The following is a 13,662-nucleotide window of genomic DNA, read 5'->3' as shown; positions in this document are numbered from 1 at the left end:
ATCTGTTATGACTCAAATCGACCGCCTGCTCGGCATCATGAAACGCCTGCGCGACCCGGAAAACGGCTGCCCGTGGGATAAAGAGCAGACTTTCACCACCATTGCGCCTTACACGCTGGAAGAGACCTACGAAGTGCTGGACGCCATTTCGCGAGAGGATTTCGACGATCTGCGCGGTGAGCTGGGCGACCTGCTGTTCCAGGTGGTGTTCTACGCGCAGATGGCGCAGGAAGAGGGGCGCTTTAACTTTGACGATATCTGCGCCGCTATCAGCGACAAGCTGGAGCGTCGTCATCCGCATATCTTTGGTGATGCCTCCGCAGGCAACAGTGCGGAAGTGCTGGCGCGCTGGGAGCAGATAAAAAGCGCTGAACGCGCTGAAAAATCCCAGCACTCGGCGCTGGACGACATTCCCCTGAACCTTCCCGCGCTGATGCGCGCGCACAAAATTCAAAAGCGCTGCTCGGCGGTAGGGTTTGACTGGACCTCTCTCGGCCCGGTGCTGGAAAAAGTACACGAAGAGATCGACGAAGTGATGCATGAAGCGCAGCAGGCCGTTGTGGATGAAGCAAAGCTGGAAGAGGAGATGGGCGATCTGCTGTTTGCAACCGTCAACCTTTCACGCCACCTCGGTGTAAAAGCGGAAACCGCCCTACAAAAAGCGAACATTAAATTCGAACGACGCTTTCGCGAAGTTGAGCGGATTGTGGCCTCGCGCGGCCTGGAAATGAGCGGGATTGACCTCGACGCGATGGAAGAAGTCTGGCAGGAAGTAAAACGCCAGGAACATGATCTCTAACGAGATTTTGCGATCAAGCGCAATTTGTGTGATTTTTTAAATGACAAGCGCTTGATTTGCGTCAAAAACATTTACCCAAAAGGGGCTATTTTCTCACTCCTTATGTTTGTCATGGCCTGGAATGGAGACGGAGAATGAAAGTTTGTGGCGCTCGTCGTGTTCGGGTATACTACTTTCCCGTCCTGGTTATTCCATCGTTTCACCCTAACTTCTCAGGTTCAGCATGACAACGAACTATATTTTTGTGACCGGCGGGGTCGTATCCTCTCTGGGTAAAGGCATTGCCGCAGCCTCCCTCGCAGCCATTCTTGAAGCCCGTGGCCTCAATGTGACCATGATGAAACTGGATCCGTACATCAACGTCGATCCTGGCACCATGAGCCCAACCCAACACGGGGAAGTGTTCGTTACTGAAGACGGCGCTGAAACCGATCTGGATCTTGGCCACTACGAGCGTTTCATCCGTACCAAAATGACCCGTCGTAACAACTTTACGACTGGCCGTATCTACTCTGACGTTCTGCGTAAAGAGCGCCGTGGTGACTACCTGGGCGCGACCGTGCAGGTCATCCCACACATCACTAACGCCATTAAAGAGCGTGTCCTTGCCGGTGGCGAAGGGCATGACGTTGTGCTGGTTGAAATCGGCGGTACCGTGGGGGATATCGAATCCCTGCCATTCCTCGAAGCGATTCGTCAGCTGGCGGTAGATATTGGTCGTGAGCACGCGCTGTTCATGCACCTGACGCTGGTGCCTTACATGGCGGCAGCAGGTGAAGTGAAAACCAAACCGACTCAGCACTCTGTTAAAGAGCTGCTCTCCATCGGTATTCAGCCTGACATCCTGGTTTGCCGTTCCGATCGCGCGATTCCGGCGAACGAACGTGCGAAAATTGCATTGTTCTGTAACGTGCCTGAAAAAGCCGTTATTTCAATGAAAGATGTCGATTCCATTTATAAAATCCCGGGCCTGTTGAAATCACAGGGTCTGGACGATTATATTTGTAAACGATTCAGCTTGAACTGTCCGGAAGCTAACCTGTCTGAATGGGAGCAGGTGATTTACGAAGAAGCCAATCCGGGCGGCGAAGTGACTATCGGTATGGTCGGCAAGTACATCGAACTGCCAGATGCCTATAAGTCAGTTATCGAAGCGCTGAAACACGGTGGTCTGAAGAATCGCGTCTCTGTGAACATCAAGCTGATTGATTCGCAGGATGTGGAGACGCGCGGCGTCGAAATTCTCAAAGATCTGGATGCGATTCTCATCCCTGGCGGCTTCGGCTACCGTGGTGTTGAAGGCAAGATCGCCACTGCACGCTATGCGCGTGAAAACAATATTCCATACCTCGGTATCTGCCTGGGTATGCAGGTTGCGCTGATTGAATTTGCGCGCAACGTAGCGGGAATGGAAAACGCGAACTCTACGGAATTTGTGCCAGACTGTAAGTACCCTGTTGTGGCGCTGATTACGGAATGGCGCGACGAAGACGGTAACGTCGAAGTCCGTACCGAGAAGAGCGATCTGGGTGGCACCATGCGTCTTGGCGCACAGGCCTGCCAGCTGTCCGACGATAGCGTGGTACGCAAGCTGTACGGCGAGCCGGTCATCACCGAGCGCCATCGTCACCGCTATGAAGTCAACAACATGTTGTTGAAACAAATTGAAGCTGCGGGTCTGCGTGTTGCGGGCCGTTCCGGGGATGATCAGTTAGTCGAGATCATCGAAGTGCCTAACCATCCGTGGTTCGTGGCCTGCCAATTCCACCCGGAATTTACTTCAACGCCGCGTGACGGGCATCCGCTGTTTGCAGGCTTCGTGAAAGCCGCCAGCGAGTACCAGAAGCGTCAGGCGAAGTAAAAAAAGTTAGAACGGCAACGCGTACCTTTGGTACGCGTTGTTTGTCTGGAGTTTTAGTTTAACTTGTACTGAGGAAAATCTAATGTCCAAAATCGTTAAAGTCATCGGTCGTGAAATCATCGACTCCCGTGGTAACCCGACCGTTGAAGCTGAAGTTCATCTGGAAGGTGGTTTCGTCGGTATGGCAGCGGCTCCATCAGGTGCTTCTACAGGTTCCCGCGAAGCGCTGGAACTGCGTGATGGCGACAAATCCCGTTTCATGGGCAAAGGCGTACTGAAAGCGGTTGGCGCTGTTAACGGTCCTATTGCTCAGGCTATCGTTGGCAAAGATGCTAAAGATCAGGCTGGCATCGACAAGATCATGATCGATCTGGACGGTACTGAAAACAAATCTAACTTCGGTGCGAACGCAATCCTGGCGGTTTCCCTGGCGAACGCCAAAGCGGCAGCAGCAGCTAAGGGCATGCCACTGTTCGAGCACATCGCTGAACTGAACGGCACCCCAGGCAAATACTCTATGCCTGTACCAATGATGAACATCATCAACGGTGGTGAGCACGCAGACAACAACGTTGATATTCAGGAATTCATGATTCAGCCAGTTGGCGCGAAAACCCTGAAAGAAGCGGTACGTATGGGTTCTGAAGTGTTCCACAACCTGGCTAAAGTTCTGAAAGCTAAAGGTATGAACACGGCTGTTGGTGACGAAGGCGGCTACGCGCCAAACCTGGGTTCTAACGCAGAAGCACTGGCTGTTATCGCTGAAGCGGTTAAAGCAGCAGGCTACGAGCTGGGCAAAGACATCACCCTGGCGATGGACTGCGCAGCATCTGAATTCTACAAAGACGGTAAATACGTTCTGGCTGGCGAAGGCAACAAAGCGTTCACCTCTGAAGAGTTTACCCACTTCCTGGAAGACCTGACCAAACAGTACCCAATCGTTTCTATCGAAGACGGTCTGGACGAGTCTGACTGGGATGGTTTCGCATACCAGACCAAAGTACTGGGCGACAAAATCCAGCTGGTTGGTGACGATCTGTTCGTAACCAACACCAAGATCCTGAAAGAAGGCATCGAGAAAGGCATCGTTAACTCCATCCTGATCAAATTCAACCAGATCGGTTCTCTGACCGAAACGCTGGCTGCGATCAAAATGGCGAAAGACGCTGGCTACACCGCGGTTATCTCTCACCGTTCTGGCGAAACTGAAGACGCTACCATCGCTGACCTGGCTGTTGGTACCGCTGCTGGCCAGATCAAAACCGGTTCTATGAGCCGTTCTGACCGTGTTGCTAAATACAACCAGCTGATTCGTATCGAAGAAGCGCTGGGCGAAAAAGCACCTTACAACGGTCGTAAAGAGATCAAAGGCCAGGCATAAGCCTGAACCTTCGTTCTTACGAAAAAACCCGCTTCGGCGGGTTTTTTGTTTTCTATAGCAGAAGCGGCAACGTGGCGCTTGCCGTTTGCTGGCTAACGTCACCGTAATGGCTGTCTACTGCAATAAGGGAAGTGGTTAGCAGTTCAACCAGCAGCATCACGCCAACCTTGGCATTGAGCGCACCCGCGCTCAGCGGTCCCTCGGGTTTGGCTGCAACCAGCTGTAAATCGCTCAGGGAGGCCAGCGGGCTGCGGGGCGTATTGCTGAGCGCCAGTACCTTAACGCCCCGCTTGCGGGCTAGCTTCACGACGTGGAGTAAATCGCGGGTCGATCCCGAACTTGAGATAGCGACCACCAGCGTCTCGTCAGACAGCGTTGCCGCATTCATGGCCGCGCGATGCATATCGCTAAACAGCTGCGCGGGTTTGCCCAGCCGCAGGAGCTTGTAATGCAAATATTCCCCCAGAATCGCGCTGGCCGCCACTCCGTAAATTTGCACTGACTGCGCCTGATGCAGGGCCAGTGTCGCCTGTTCAAGCTGGGCCCGGTCGAGGAGTTTTGCGGTATCTTGCAGCGCCTGGACAGACTCATCCACCACGTTATCTATTGCATCTCCTGCCTGACGCTCCGGCAAACCCTGCTGAATATCCAGCGCAAGCGCCATTTTAAATTCGTTATATCCCTTACAGCCCAGCGTGCGGCAAAGGCGTGTGACGCTGGCCTCGCTGGTGCCGCTTTCACGCGCCAGCTCGGTGATCGTCAGGTAGAGCACCCTGGCAGGATCGTTGAGGACAAACTCCCCCAGTTTTTGTTGCGTTGGGCTGTACCCGGAAGCCTCCTGGCGTAGCTTCAGCAGCAGGTTTTCATGGTCCGACATGCTAGATCCTTAATGCGTTTCTCTGCCAACTAGTGTGGCGGAAAGCGGGGGAGAGATGCCAGTCATTTCGAAAAAGTATGATCGGTGTCCTGGTTTTTGGTGGTAATTTTCACAATTAAAAATATATGTGGTAAAAATTTTCATCAACAACCAGGGGGATAAAAAAATGATGCAAATGTTCAGCGGAGCGTCTTCCGGCGGATGGTTTGAAAAAGCGCAGCGCTTCGGCAAATCCTTTATGTTACCCATCGCCATACTGCCCGCAGCAGGTCTGTTGCTGGGGATCGGCGGGGCGCTATCGAATCCGAATACGCTTACCGCGTATCCATTTTTAGACGTTGGCTGGCTACAGGCCATCTTTACCATCATGAGCAGCGCAGGCTCGATTGTGTTTGCAAACCTGTCGGTACTGTTTGCTGTTGGGGTCGCCGTTGGGCTGGCGAAAAATGATAAAGGCACGGCAGGGCTGGCGGCGTTGCTCGCTTATCTGGTGATGAATGCCACTATCAATGCGCTGCTGATCCTGACCGGAAAACTGGCGCATGAGAACCCGGGCGCCGCAGGGCAGGGCATGACGCTGGGTATTCAGACGCTTGAAACGGGCGTGTTTGGTGGGGTAGTTATTGGGCTGGTGACCTGCGCACTGCATCATCGATTCAATAAAATCGCGCTTCCGCAATTCCTGGGCTTTTTTGGCGGCTCGCGCTTCGTTCCCATTATCAGCTCACTGGCGGCGATACTCGTCGGCGCGCTGATGACCGTGGTATGGCCGCATTTTCAGAAGCTGATCTTTGGCCTCGGCGGGCTGGTGGATGCCACCGGCTATCTGGGGACTTTGCTGTACGGCTTCATCCTGCGCATGCTTGGCCCGTTTGGTTTGCACCACATCTTCTATCTTCCGTTCTGGACCACCGCGCTTGGTGGCAGTGAAATCGTTAACGGTCACCTGGTTGAGGGCACGCAGCGGATCTTCTTCGCCCAGCTCGCCGACCCGAACACGCAGCATTTCTATGAGGGCACGTCGCGCTTCATGTCCGGGCGCTTTATTACCATGATGTTTGGCCTGCTGGGCGCCTGCCTTGCGATGTACCACACGGCCAGGCCGGAGAATAAGAAGCGCGTCGCCGGGCTGCTGCTTTCTGCGGCGTTAACTTCTTTCCTGACCGGCATTACTGAGCCTGTCGAGTTCTCATTCCTGTTTATTGCCCCGGTGCTGTACGTCATTCATGCGCTGTTTGACGGGCTGGCGTTCATGCTCGCGCACATTCTGCACATCACCATCGGACAAACTTTCTCCGGCGGGTTTATTGATTTCGTGCTGTTCGGCATTTTGCAGGGGGAAGCGAAAACTAACTGGATGTTCGTCCCGCTGGTGGGCGTACCGTGGTTCTTCCTTTACTACTGTACCTTCCGCTATCTGATCAAACGTTTTGATTTTGCCACGCCGGGCCGTGAAAAGGAGGCGTTGGCTGACGAGGCTACCCTGCCGCAAAGCGAGCGCGCCGCGGCGGTGATCGCCGGGCTGGGAGGAAAAGACAATCTGGATGACGTTGACTGCTGCGCCACGCGCCTTCGCGTCACGGTGAAAGACGGTAGCAAAGTCAATGAATCTGCACTGAAAGCGACCGGCGCCCGCGGCGTAATCGTCCGCGGCAACGGTGTCCAGGTCATCTATGGACCGCACGTCACCATTATCAAAAACGAAGTAGAAGAGATCTTATCGTAATGAAAACTGTACTGGATAACCTGAAAGGAAAACTGGTCGTCTCCTGCCAGGCGCTGGAAAACGAACCGCTGCACAGCCCGTTTATTATGTCGCGAATGGCGCTGGCGGCGGCCCAGGGCGGTGCCGCTGCGATCCGCGCCAATAGCGTGGTGGATATCGAGGCTATCAAAGGGCTGGTCTCACTGCCGGTCATCGGCATCATCAAACGAGACTATCCGGACAGCGAGGTGTTCATCACCGCGACGCTCAAAGAAGTGGATGAGCTGATGGCGGTCGCCCCGGAGATCGTTGCGCTGGATACGACCGCCCGGAAACGGCCCGGTGGCGTATCGCTGGACATGCTGATCGCGCAGATCCGCACCCGTTACCCTTCGCTGCTGCTGATGGCGGATATTGCCACCGTGCAGGAGGCCGTGACCGCGCAGGCGCTGGGGTTTGATTGTGTCGGAACCACCCTTTACGGTTATACGGCGGAGACCGCGGGCCATTCGCTACCGGAAAATGACTGCGCGTTTTTGAAAGAGGTGCTGTCTGCCGTCACGATCCCCGTGATTGCCGAAGGTAACGTGAATACCCCCGATCGCGCGGCCAGGTGTCTGGCGCTGGGGGCGCACACGGTTGTCGTCGGCGGGGCGATCACCCGACCGCAGCAAATTACGGAACGGTTTATGGCGGCAATTGGCGCGCAAAGCACCGATGGAGCATGATCATCTGACGGGGATCTGCGATACTTATCGTTTATCCCCTTAACAGAGTTGACTATGCAGTACCCGATTAACGAGATGTTCCAGACCCTTCAAGGCGAGGGTTACTTTACCGGCGTTCCCGCTATCTTTATTCGTTTACAGGGATGCCCGGTTGGCTGCGCCTGGTGTGATACCAAACATACGTGGGATAAGCTCGCAGATCGGGAAGTGTCGCTGTTCAGCATTCTGGCGAAAACCAAAGAGAGCGATAAATGGGGCGCGGGCAGCGCGGAAGATCTGCTTGCCATTATTGGTCGTCAGGGCTGGACGGCGCGGCACGTGGTGATCACCGGCGGGGAACCCTGCATTCATGATCTGATGCCGCTCACCGAACTGCTCGAAAAGAACGGCTATAGCTGTCAGATTGAAACCAGCGGTACCCATGAAGTGCGCTGCTCCCATTCAACGTGGGTAACGGTTTCACCGAAAGTGAATATGCGCGGCGGGTATGACGTACTATCGCAGGCGCTTGAGCGTGCTGATGAGATCAAACATCCGGTGGGGCGCGTGCGTGACATCGAAGCGCTGGACGAACTGCTGGCGACGCTGACGGACGAAAAGCAGCGCGTGATCGCGCTACAGCCTATCAGCCAGAAAGACGATGCAACCCGTCTGTGCATTGAAACCTGTATCGCCCGCAACTGGCGCCTGTCGATGCAGACGCACAAATATCTGAACATTGCCTGATACTTTTGTGGCCCCGCTTAACGCGGGGCTTTTGTTGTTGGCAGTAAAGCCCAGGTCACGACTGCCGACCCAAGGCAAATCGCACTGTTGAACAGCAAGGCATACTGCGCGGCACTGGCCGTTCCCATCGGCAGCCATAGGGCGTACAGCGATGCGGTGACCGCGATCCCCATTGCGCCGCCCAGGGAACTGCCCATCTTATAGATCCCTGAAGCCACCCCCACTTTGTTTTCAGGGGCATTCATTACCGCCGTGTCCGTTGAGGGCGTGGCGTAACATCCGAGCCCCAGCCCGAATAAAATATTGCTCAGAAAGACGGTGACAATGTAGACCTCTTTGCTTAAGAAGGTGCATGAAATCAGCGAAATACCTGTTGCGGTCAGCAGCGGGCCGGTCATCATCGGCAGCCTGGCGCCATAGCGCTGAAGCAGTTTTTCACCCACCCGGATCATCGCCAGTACGGTAATCAGATACCCCAGCGTCATCATGCCGGTCTGTAGCGGTGACAGATGATGGCCTTGCTGCAACCAGATGCTGGCGATCATCATGGTGCCAATGCAGCCGTTGAGCAGGAAATTTGAGAATACCGAGGCGCTATAGGCCCGGTTTTTAAACAGGGCGAAATCGATCAGTGCCGCATCGCCTTTCCGTCGCCCGGTAACGACAAAACACATCAGTGCTATCACGGCTCCACACAGTACAAGAAGCGATAAACTGCTGCTCCAGCCCCAGCTGTGTCCTTTGCTGATAAACAGATTGAACAGCACCAGCATAAGGACAAAACTCACCAGGCCGCTGATATCCAGTTTGTGTCGACACGCATCAGGGCTGCGGCTTTCCGGGGTGGCGCGGATAAGCAATAGCGCGGCCAGAGCCACCACCATGGAGAAAATAAATATCCAGCGCCAGCCCAGCGTGGTAGCGATGGCGCCTCCCACAAACGAGCTCAGGCCACTGCCGCCCCAGGAGCCGATAACCCAAAAGCTGATGGCCCGCTGGCGTGCTTTACCGTCATACCAGGTCTTAATCAGCGCCAGCGTGGCGGGCATGATGCAGGCCGCTGATAGCCCCTGTATCGCTCTTCCCAACAGAAACAGGACGGGCTCCCATGAAATGAACAGCAGACCACTCCCGATCATGCTCAGGATCAGGCCAATCATGGTCAGTCGCATGCGCCCAAACTTATCGGCAAACCCACCGCAGGCAACGACAAAACAGCCGCTGAACAATGCGCTCAGGCTGACGGCCAGCGTAAGGGTTTCGAGGGCAATATCGAGGCTATTCTGCATGGCCGGAACCACGTTGATAACCGACTGGGCAAACAGCCAGAATGTCAGAACGCTCATGACGATACCCGCCAGCAGCCGATCGTTACCGGCGTAGGCGGATGCGCCTGTCAGGGAAACGGTACTCATAGTGCAGCCCTCCCGGGAAGGTGCGAATCAGCGCAGATAGTGTTCGGTCAGTGCGGCCCACAGCGCCGCGCCGGTGAGGAGAATGTTGTCGTTAAAGTCGTAACCCGGGTTATGTACCATGCAGCGGTCCGGCTCATCGCCGGCGCCAAGGGTGAAATAGCATCCATTGGGATTTTTCTCGAGCATGAAAGCGAAGTCTTCGCTGCCCATAAACGCATTCACCTCCGCGACGGAATCCTGACCGAACAGATCGGTGGCGACGTTGCGCACCATCTCATTGGCTTGCGGATTGTTTTTCAGTACCGGGCTGCCGTTAATGTGTCGAATGGTGGCCGTCGCATTGAAACTTTCCGCCTGTGCAACGGCGATATCATGGATACGCTGTAGCACGGTTTGCCGCACGCGTTCATCCAGCGTGCGCACGGTAAGTTTCATCAATACTTTGTCGTTGATAATGTTGGGGGCGTGCCCGGCCTGAATGCTGCCTACGGTAACGACGGCTGGCTGGAAGGGGGTAATGTTGCGCGAAACAATCGACTGCAACGCGATAGTGATATGACAGGCAACCAGGGTGGCGTCAACGGTATGTTCTGGCACCGCGCCGTGACCACCCACGCCGTTAACCTCAATATGAAGGGTGTCGGAAGAGGCCATCATGGCGCCATCGCGCAGACCAATTTTTCCGAGGGGCTGTGACGGCATATTGTGTAGACCAAAGATGTGGTCGCAGGGGAACAGGTCAAACAAACCGTCCTCTACCATAACGCGTCCGCCATACAGAAGTTCTTCCGCGGGCTGAAAAATAAGGTGCAGCGTGCCGTTAAAATTGCGGGTGCGTGCCAGGTACTCCGCTGCATACAGGAGCGTTGTGGTGTGGCCGTCATGACCGCAGCCGTGAAATTTACCCTCAACGGTACTGCTCCACGCCTTGCCGTTGTTTTCCTGCATTGGCAGCGCATCCATATCGGCGCGCAGGCCCAGGCGTTTATGCCCGTTACCCACCTTCAGTGTGCCGACCACACCGGTTTTCGCCAGCCCGCGATGAACCTCATATCCCCATTCCTTAAGCAGCGCTGCAACGCGATCGCTCGTGTTGTGCTCCTCAAAACCAATTTCAGGATGCTGATGAAAATAGCGCCGTAATTCAGTGAACCGAGCTTCGTTGCCACGCAGAGCTTCGATAATTGGATGTGTCATTTTTGTTATCCTTTTTCTGCCAAACGATGATAATTTCGAGTCTATGACGATCGTACTGCCTGAAAATGCAATTTTTTGTTGTAAAGCGACGGCTTTGTTTTGATTGTTTTTCATACAATTCAGTTATGACAAAAAAGAGCAGGTCATTATTTGTCTTTGATGAGGGGTAAGATGGCGCAACGGGGAGATGAATTTTGGGTAGAGATTCAGGACATTCGCCACTGCGTGGAGGATGAAGGCGATACGCTAACGTTGCTCTGGATGCTGGAAGGGCGGGCAGAGCTGAACACCGATGCGGGACGTGACATCCTGGAGGCCAATACCCTTGCCATCATCAACCGTCATCGGCGCTGGCAGTTCACGAGCGAAACGGCAAATGTCACCCTGCGCGTAACCCTTTCCGGGCGCTGGGTCGTCCAGCTCTGCAATGATTTTTTTGCCCATGATTATGCTGTACCGGCAGAAGCCGGAGGCGTCTGGCCTCAGTGCGATGCGCTTCGCGATCTGCTGCGCCAGCTTCTTGTGGTCACCCTCATCAACGACCCGCACCGCTACCGGCTGGAGGCGTACCGCTGGCTGAGCGAGATTTTGCTGTTGCTGACCAGCCGCTTTCAACAGCCCGCCCGTATGCTGTCCCGGGAACTTTCCTCAGCGCACAGCAAACGCATCGCCCGGGTGATAGAGCGGATCAATGCCAGTTATTCCCGCCGTATTACGCTTGCGGAAATCGCCGCGAGTGAATATGTTTCTGAAGCCTGGCTCTCTCGTCTCTTTCGCAAGGAGGTGGGGATCAGTTTCATGCAGTACATCACCCGCCTGCGGCTGGAAAAGGCGGCCAACGCTCTCCGGCTGACGAACCGACCGCTGCACCAGATTGCGCTTGAGCAGGGTTTCGCCAGCACGCGCATGATGAGCGATCGGTTCAGGCGTGTTCACAATATGTCTCCGGGTGAGTTTCGTAAGGCCCGACGCCAGCACCCGGAGGCGGCACGTATTCGGACGGACAGGCGTGAGCAGCGCTATCCGGTCGCCGTGGACAAGCTGTTTAGCCTGCTCAATGAACCGGTGGCGCGCGGTTGGGGAGCCTCGCCGCTCGTCGTTCACCCGCAGCAGGAGCAGAGACTGGATCTTGAGCAGCTCAATCCTCTTTCTGCCTCGCTGCGCCGTATGCGGGTGGTCATTACCCTGCGTGAGCTCGACGATTTGCTCCGTGAGGACGTTCGACAAAATCTGGAGGCGATAAATGAAGCTATTCACATTGAGGGAATTGATATCGCCGAACCTTTTCTCAGCAGTCGTCTGTTTGCTACCGGGTGGGATGACCCCCAGATGGCAGGCTACGCCTGCTGGTACAATCTGCATCAGCTCTTCACCTGGCTGGCAAAAAAGCAGTGGACGGTGCTACTGCACACCGGCGTAACGACCCGTCGCGATCTTCTCACCCGCTTTTTACAACAGTCGGTTAATCATTTTGCGCCAGAGATCACCGCGGGCTGGCACTTCGTTATGCACTGGTCAACACAGGCGAGTGAGGAGACCCGGGAGCAGGTCTGGCTGGCCCAGCAAAAGGCAATACGAACTTATCTTCCGCAGGCAAAGTTTGGTTTATGGCACCGATTTTCCCCCGTCAGCGCGGGCGTAAGCGACGATACCCTGTTCAGTTCAGCCATCCTGATGCAGGCCGATTTTCTTGCCTGTTCTGCCGATGCCAATGAACTTCTCGATCCCGCGCAGCTGGAGGTAACCCCTCTCTCCTCAACGGAAAATTATCCGATACTGAAGGTCCGCCAGATCCTCGCTGCCCTTCGCCTGCGAAAATGTTCGCTTCCCGTCTGGCTTCTCTCCTGGAATACCCTCACCGGCAACACGCGGGCGACAAACGGCTGGTTTTTTCGTGGGGCGCTGCTGATGCAGAACCTGCTCGGGCTTTCGGAGCAGGTCTGGCTGGCGGGATTCTGGCTCAATTCGGGCCTTCAGGGAGAAGCCCGTGCGAACAACACCATCGATACCTCAAGCCTTGCGCTACAGTATAACCATGGTCTGCCGCGTCCGGTTTATTGGGTACTCTGGCTCTGGCAACGTCTGCGGGGCGAGGTGCTGGTCAATGATAAGCGTGTCCTGCTTACGCGCCATCGCAATGGTTATCAGCTGTTGCTGCGTAATGTGGTGGTTTTTAATCCGCTCCTATCCAGTGAAGAAGCCTTCATCCAGCGTTTTCGCCAGCAGTATCATTTACACCTGAAGGGAATGCGCGGTAAATGGCGAATTAAATGCCATCTGTTTGATCAGCACAACGGCGCGCTCTATCCGTTGCTTGAAGGGGTTGGCAGCGAAAGCGGCCCTGATGAAGAGATGTGGCGCTGGATAGCGCATAAAGCGCGTCCAACGCTTTCCGTACGCGATGAACGCCTTTATGACGGCTGGCAACTGAGTGAATCACTGGAGAGTAATGCGCTGGTGCTCTACGAGTTTACGCCGCTCGTGCCTCGTGAGGCCGAAACGGAGGAGATTCACTCCCCACGGTAGACGCAGCCTGCCGTGCAGGTCTCTTTGATCATCACTGCGCTCAGCAGCGGGACCAGCGGTTTCATCTGATCCCAAATCCATTTCGCCAGCACCTCGCTGGTCGGGTTTTCAAGGCCCGGAATATCATTCAGATAGTAGTGATCGAGACGATCGTAGGTCGGCTTAAACGCGGCCTTCAGTTCGGCAAAGTCCATGATCCAGCCCGTATGGGGATCGACTTCACCGGTGATTTCAAGACGCACCATAAACGAGTGTCCATGCAGGCGGCCACATTTGTGCCCGGCAGGAACGTGTGGAAGGTGGTGTGCGGCTTCGAAGGTGAAATCTTTAAACAGTGTGGTGGACATCATAGCTCTCAGGAATGCGGAAAAAACCGCCGCATAGTACCGGAAAGCACAATTTTTATCATTAACTAAAACGGCTCTGAACTGTCGCCGCCTCGTATTC

11 protein-coding genes are annotated in these 13,662 nt (G+C 55.0%); 7 read left to right on the top strand and 4 right to left on the bottom strand.

What is annotated here, in order from left to right:
- Positions 1-7 precede the first annotated feature (7 nt).
- The 3 genes from mazG (at position 8) to eno (ending at position 4,041) form a co-directional block, all read left to right on the top strand.
- Positions 8-799, top strand: a complete 792-nt coding sequence (gene mazG / locus DD597_RS18770; protein ID WP_032660172.1) for a nucleoside triphosphate pyrophosphohydrolase — start codon at positions 8-10, stop codon at positions 797-799.
- Positions 800-1,022: 223 nt separating this feature from the next.
- A complete protein-coding gene (gene pyrG, locus DD597_RS18765; RefSeq protein ID WP_003862718.1) occupies positions 1,023-2,660 on the top strand; it encodes a glutamine hydrolyzing CTP synthase in 1,638 nt (545 codons plus the stop codon).
- Between the two features lie 82 nt (positions 2,661-2,742).
- Positions 2,743-4,041 (top strand): phosphopyruvate hydratase, encoded by a 1,299-nt coding sequence (gene eno / locus DD597_RS18760; RefSeq protein ID WP_006811784.1) that lies wholly within the window; start codon positions 2,743-2,745, stop codon positions 4,039-4,041.
- 52 nt (positions 4,042-4,093) lie between these two features.
- Here the strand turns inward: eno and DD597_RS18755 are convergent, their stop codons facing one another.
- On the bottom strand, positions 4,094-4,918 hold the full coding sequence (locus DD597_RS18755; RefSeq protein WP_032610051.1) for a MurR/RpiR family transcriptional regulator: 825 nt from the start codon (positions 4,916-4,918) through the stop codon (positions 4,094-4,096).
- Between the two features lie 166 nt (positions 4,919-5,084).
- Between DD597_RS18755 and DD597_RS18750 the strand changes: the two genes are divergently transcribed.
- Genes DD597_RS18750 through queE form a run of 3 tightly spaced genes read left to right on the top strand, consistent with a single transcriptional unit; the run spans position 5,085 to position 8,077 of the window.
- Positions 5,085-6,644: a PTS transporter subunit EIIC gene (locus DD597_RS18750; RefSeq protein WP_032660167.1), complete on the top strand. Its 1,560-nt coding sequence runs from the start codon at positions 5,085-5,087 to the stop codon at positions 6,642-6,644.
- Entirely contained in the window at positions 6,644-7,351 is a 708-nt protein-coding gene (locus DD597_RS18745; protein ID WP_045351023.1) for an N-acetylmannosamine-6-phosphate 2-epimerase, read from the top strand. Before DD597_RS18750 ends, DD597_RS18745 begins: the two co-directional genes overlap by 1 nt.
- Positions 7,352-7,405: 54 nt before the next feature.
- The gene (queE, locus tag DD597_RS18740) at positions 7,406-8,077 is read left to right on the top strand and encodes a 7-carboxy-7-deazaguanine synthase QueE (RefSeq protein ID WP_006811780.1); all 672 of its coding nucleotides are present in this window, start codon (positions 7,406-7,408) and stop codon (positions 8,075-8,077) included.
- Between the two features lie 17 nt (positions 8,078-8,094).
- Here the strand turns inward: queE and DD597_RS18735 are convergent, their stop codons facing one another.
- Both DD597_RS18735 and DD597_RS18730 read right to left on the bottom strand, forming a co-directional pair.
- Positions 8,095-9,492 carry an MFS transporter gene (locus tag DD597_RS18735; protein ID WP_109949011.1) on the bottom strand — a complete coding sequence of 466 codons (1,398 nt, stop codon included), beginning with the start codon at positions 9,490-9,492 and terminating at the stop codon, positions 8,095-8,097.
- Positions 9,493-9,519: 27 nt separating this feature from the next.
- A complete protein-coding gene (locus tag DD597_RS18730) occupies positions 9,520-10,689 on the bottom strand; it encodes a M20 aminoacylase family protein (protein WP_129256503.1) in 1,170 nt (389 codons plus the stop codon).
- A 171-nt stretch (positions 10,690-10,860) separates the two neighbouring features.
- On the opposite strand from DD597_RS18730, the gene DD597_RS18725 reads away from it, so the two are divergent.
- Entirely contained in the window at positions 10,861-13,215 is a 2,355-nt protein-coding gene (locus DD597_RS18725; RefSeq protein ID WP_129256502.1) for a helix-turn-helix domain-containing protein, read from the top strand.
- Here the strand turns inward: DD597_RS18725 and queD are convergent.
- Positions 13,200-13,565, bottom strand: coding sequence for a 6-carboxytetrahydropterin synthase QueD (queD, locus tag DD597_RS18720; RefSeq protein WP_006811776.1), 366 nt, complete (start codon positions 13,563-13,565; stop codon positions 13,200-13,202). The genes DD597_RS18725 and queD overlap by 16 nt on opposite strands.
- Positions 13,566-13,662 lie beyond the last annotated feature (97 nt).

It is taken from the genome of Enterobacter cloacae complex sp. 677-3DZ2D5B (assembly GCF_004136695.1).
GTDB lineage: Bacteria > Pseudomonadota > Gammaproteobacteria > Enterobacterales > Enterobacteriaceae > Enterobacter > Enterobacter hormaechei_C.
Note: the sequence above shows the minus strand (reverse complement) of the source record. Positions and strands in the feature narration are given on the sequence as shown.

Excerpts from the sequence above, each read along its gene's own strand:
- mazG (WP_032660172.1), top strand. The coding sequence starts at position 8 with ATGACTCAAATCGACCGCCTGCTCGGCATCATGAAACGCCTGCGCGAC.
- pyrG (WP_003862718.1), top strand. The coding sequence starts at position 1,023 with ATGACAACGAACTATATTTTTGTGACCGGCGGGGTCGTATCCTCTCTG.
- eno (WP_006811784.1), top strand. The coding sequence starts at position 2,743 with ATGTCCAAAATCGTTAAAGTCATCGGTCGTGAAATCATCGACTCCCGT.
- DD597_RS18755 (WP_032610051.1), bottom strand. The coding sequence starts at position 4,918 with ATGTCGGACCATGAAAACCTGCTGCTGAAGCTACGCCAGGAGGCTTCC.
- DD597_RS18750 (WP_032660167.1), top strand. The coding sequence starts at position 5,085 with ATGATGCAAATGTTCAGCGGAGCGTCTTCCGGCGGATGGTTTGAAAAA.
- DD597_RS18745 (WP_045351023.1), top strand. The coding sequence starts at position 6,644 with ATGAAAACTGTACTGGATAACCTGAAAGGAAAACTGGTCGTCTCCTGC.
- queE (WP_006811780.1), top strand. The coding sequence starts at position 7,406 with ATGCAGTACCCGATTAACGAGATGTTCCAGACCCTTCAAGGCGAGGGT.
- DD597_RS18735 (WP_109949011.1), bottom strand. The coding sequence starts at position 9,492 with ATGAGTACCGTTTCCCTGACAGGCGCATCCGCCTACGCCGGTAACGAT.
- DD597_RS18730 (WP_129256503.1), bottom strand. The coding sequence starts at position 10,689 with ATGACACATCCAATTATCGAAGCTCTGCGTGGCAACGAAGCTCGGTTC.
- DD597_RS18725 (WP_129256502.1), top strand. The coding sequence starts at position 10,861 with ATGGCGCAACGGGGAGATGAATTTTGGGTAGAGATTCAGGACATTCGC.
- queD (WP_006811776.1), bottom strand. The coding sequence starts at position 13,565 with ATGATGTCCACCACACTGTTTAAAGATTTCACCTTCGAAGCCGCACAC.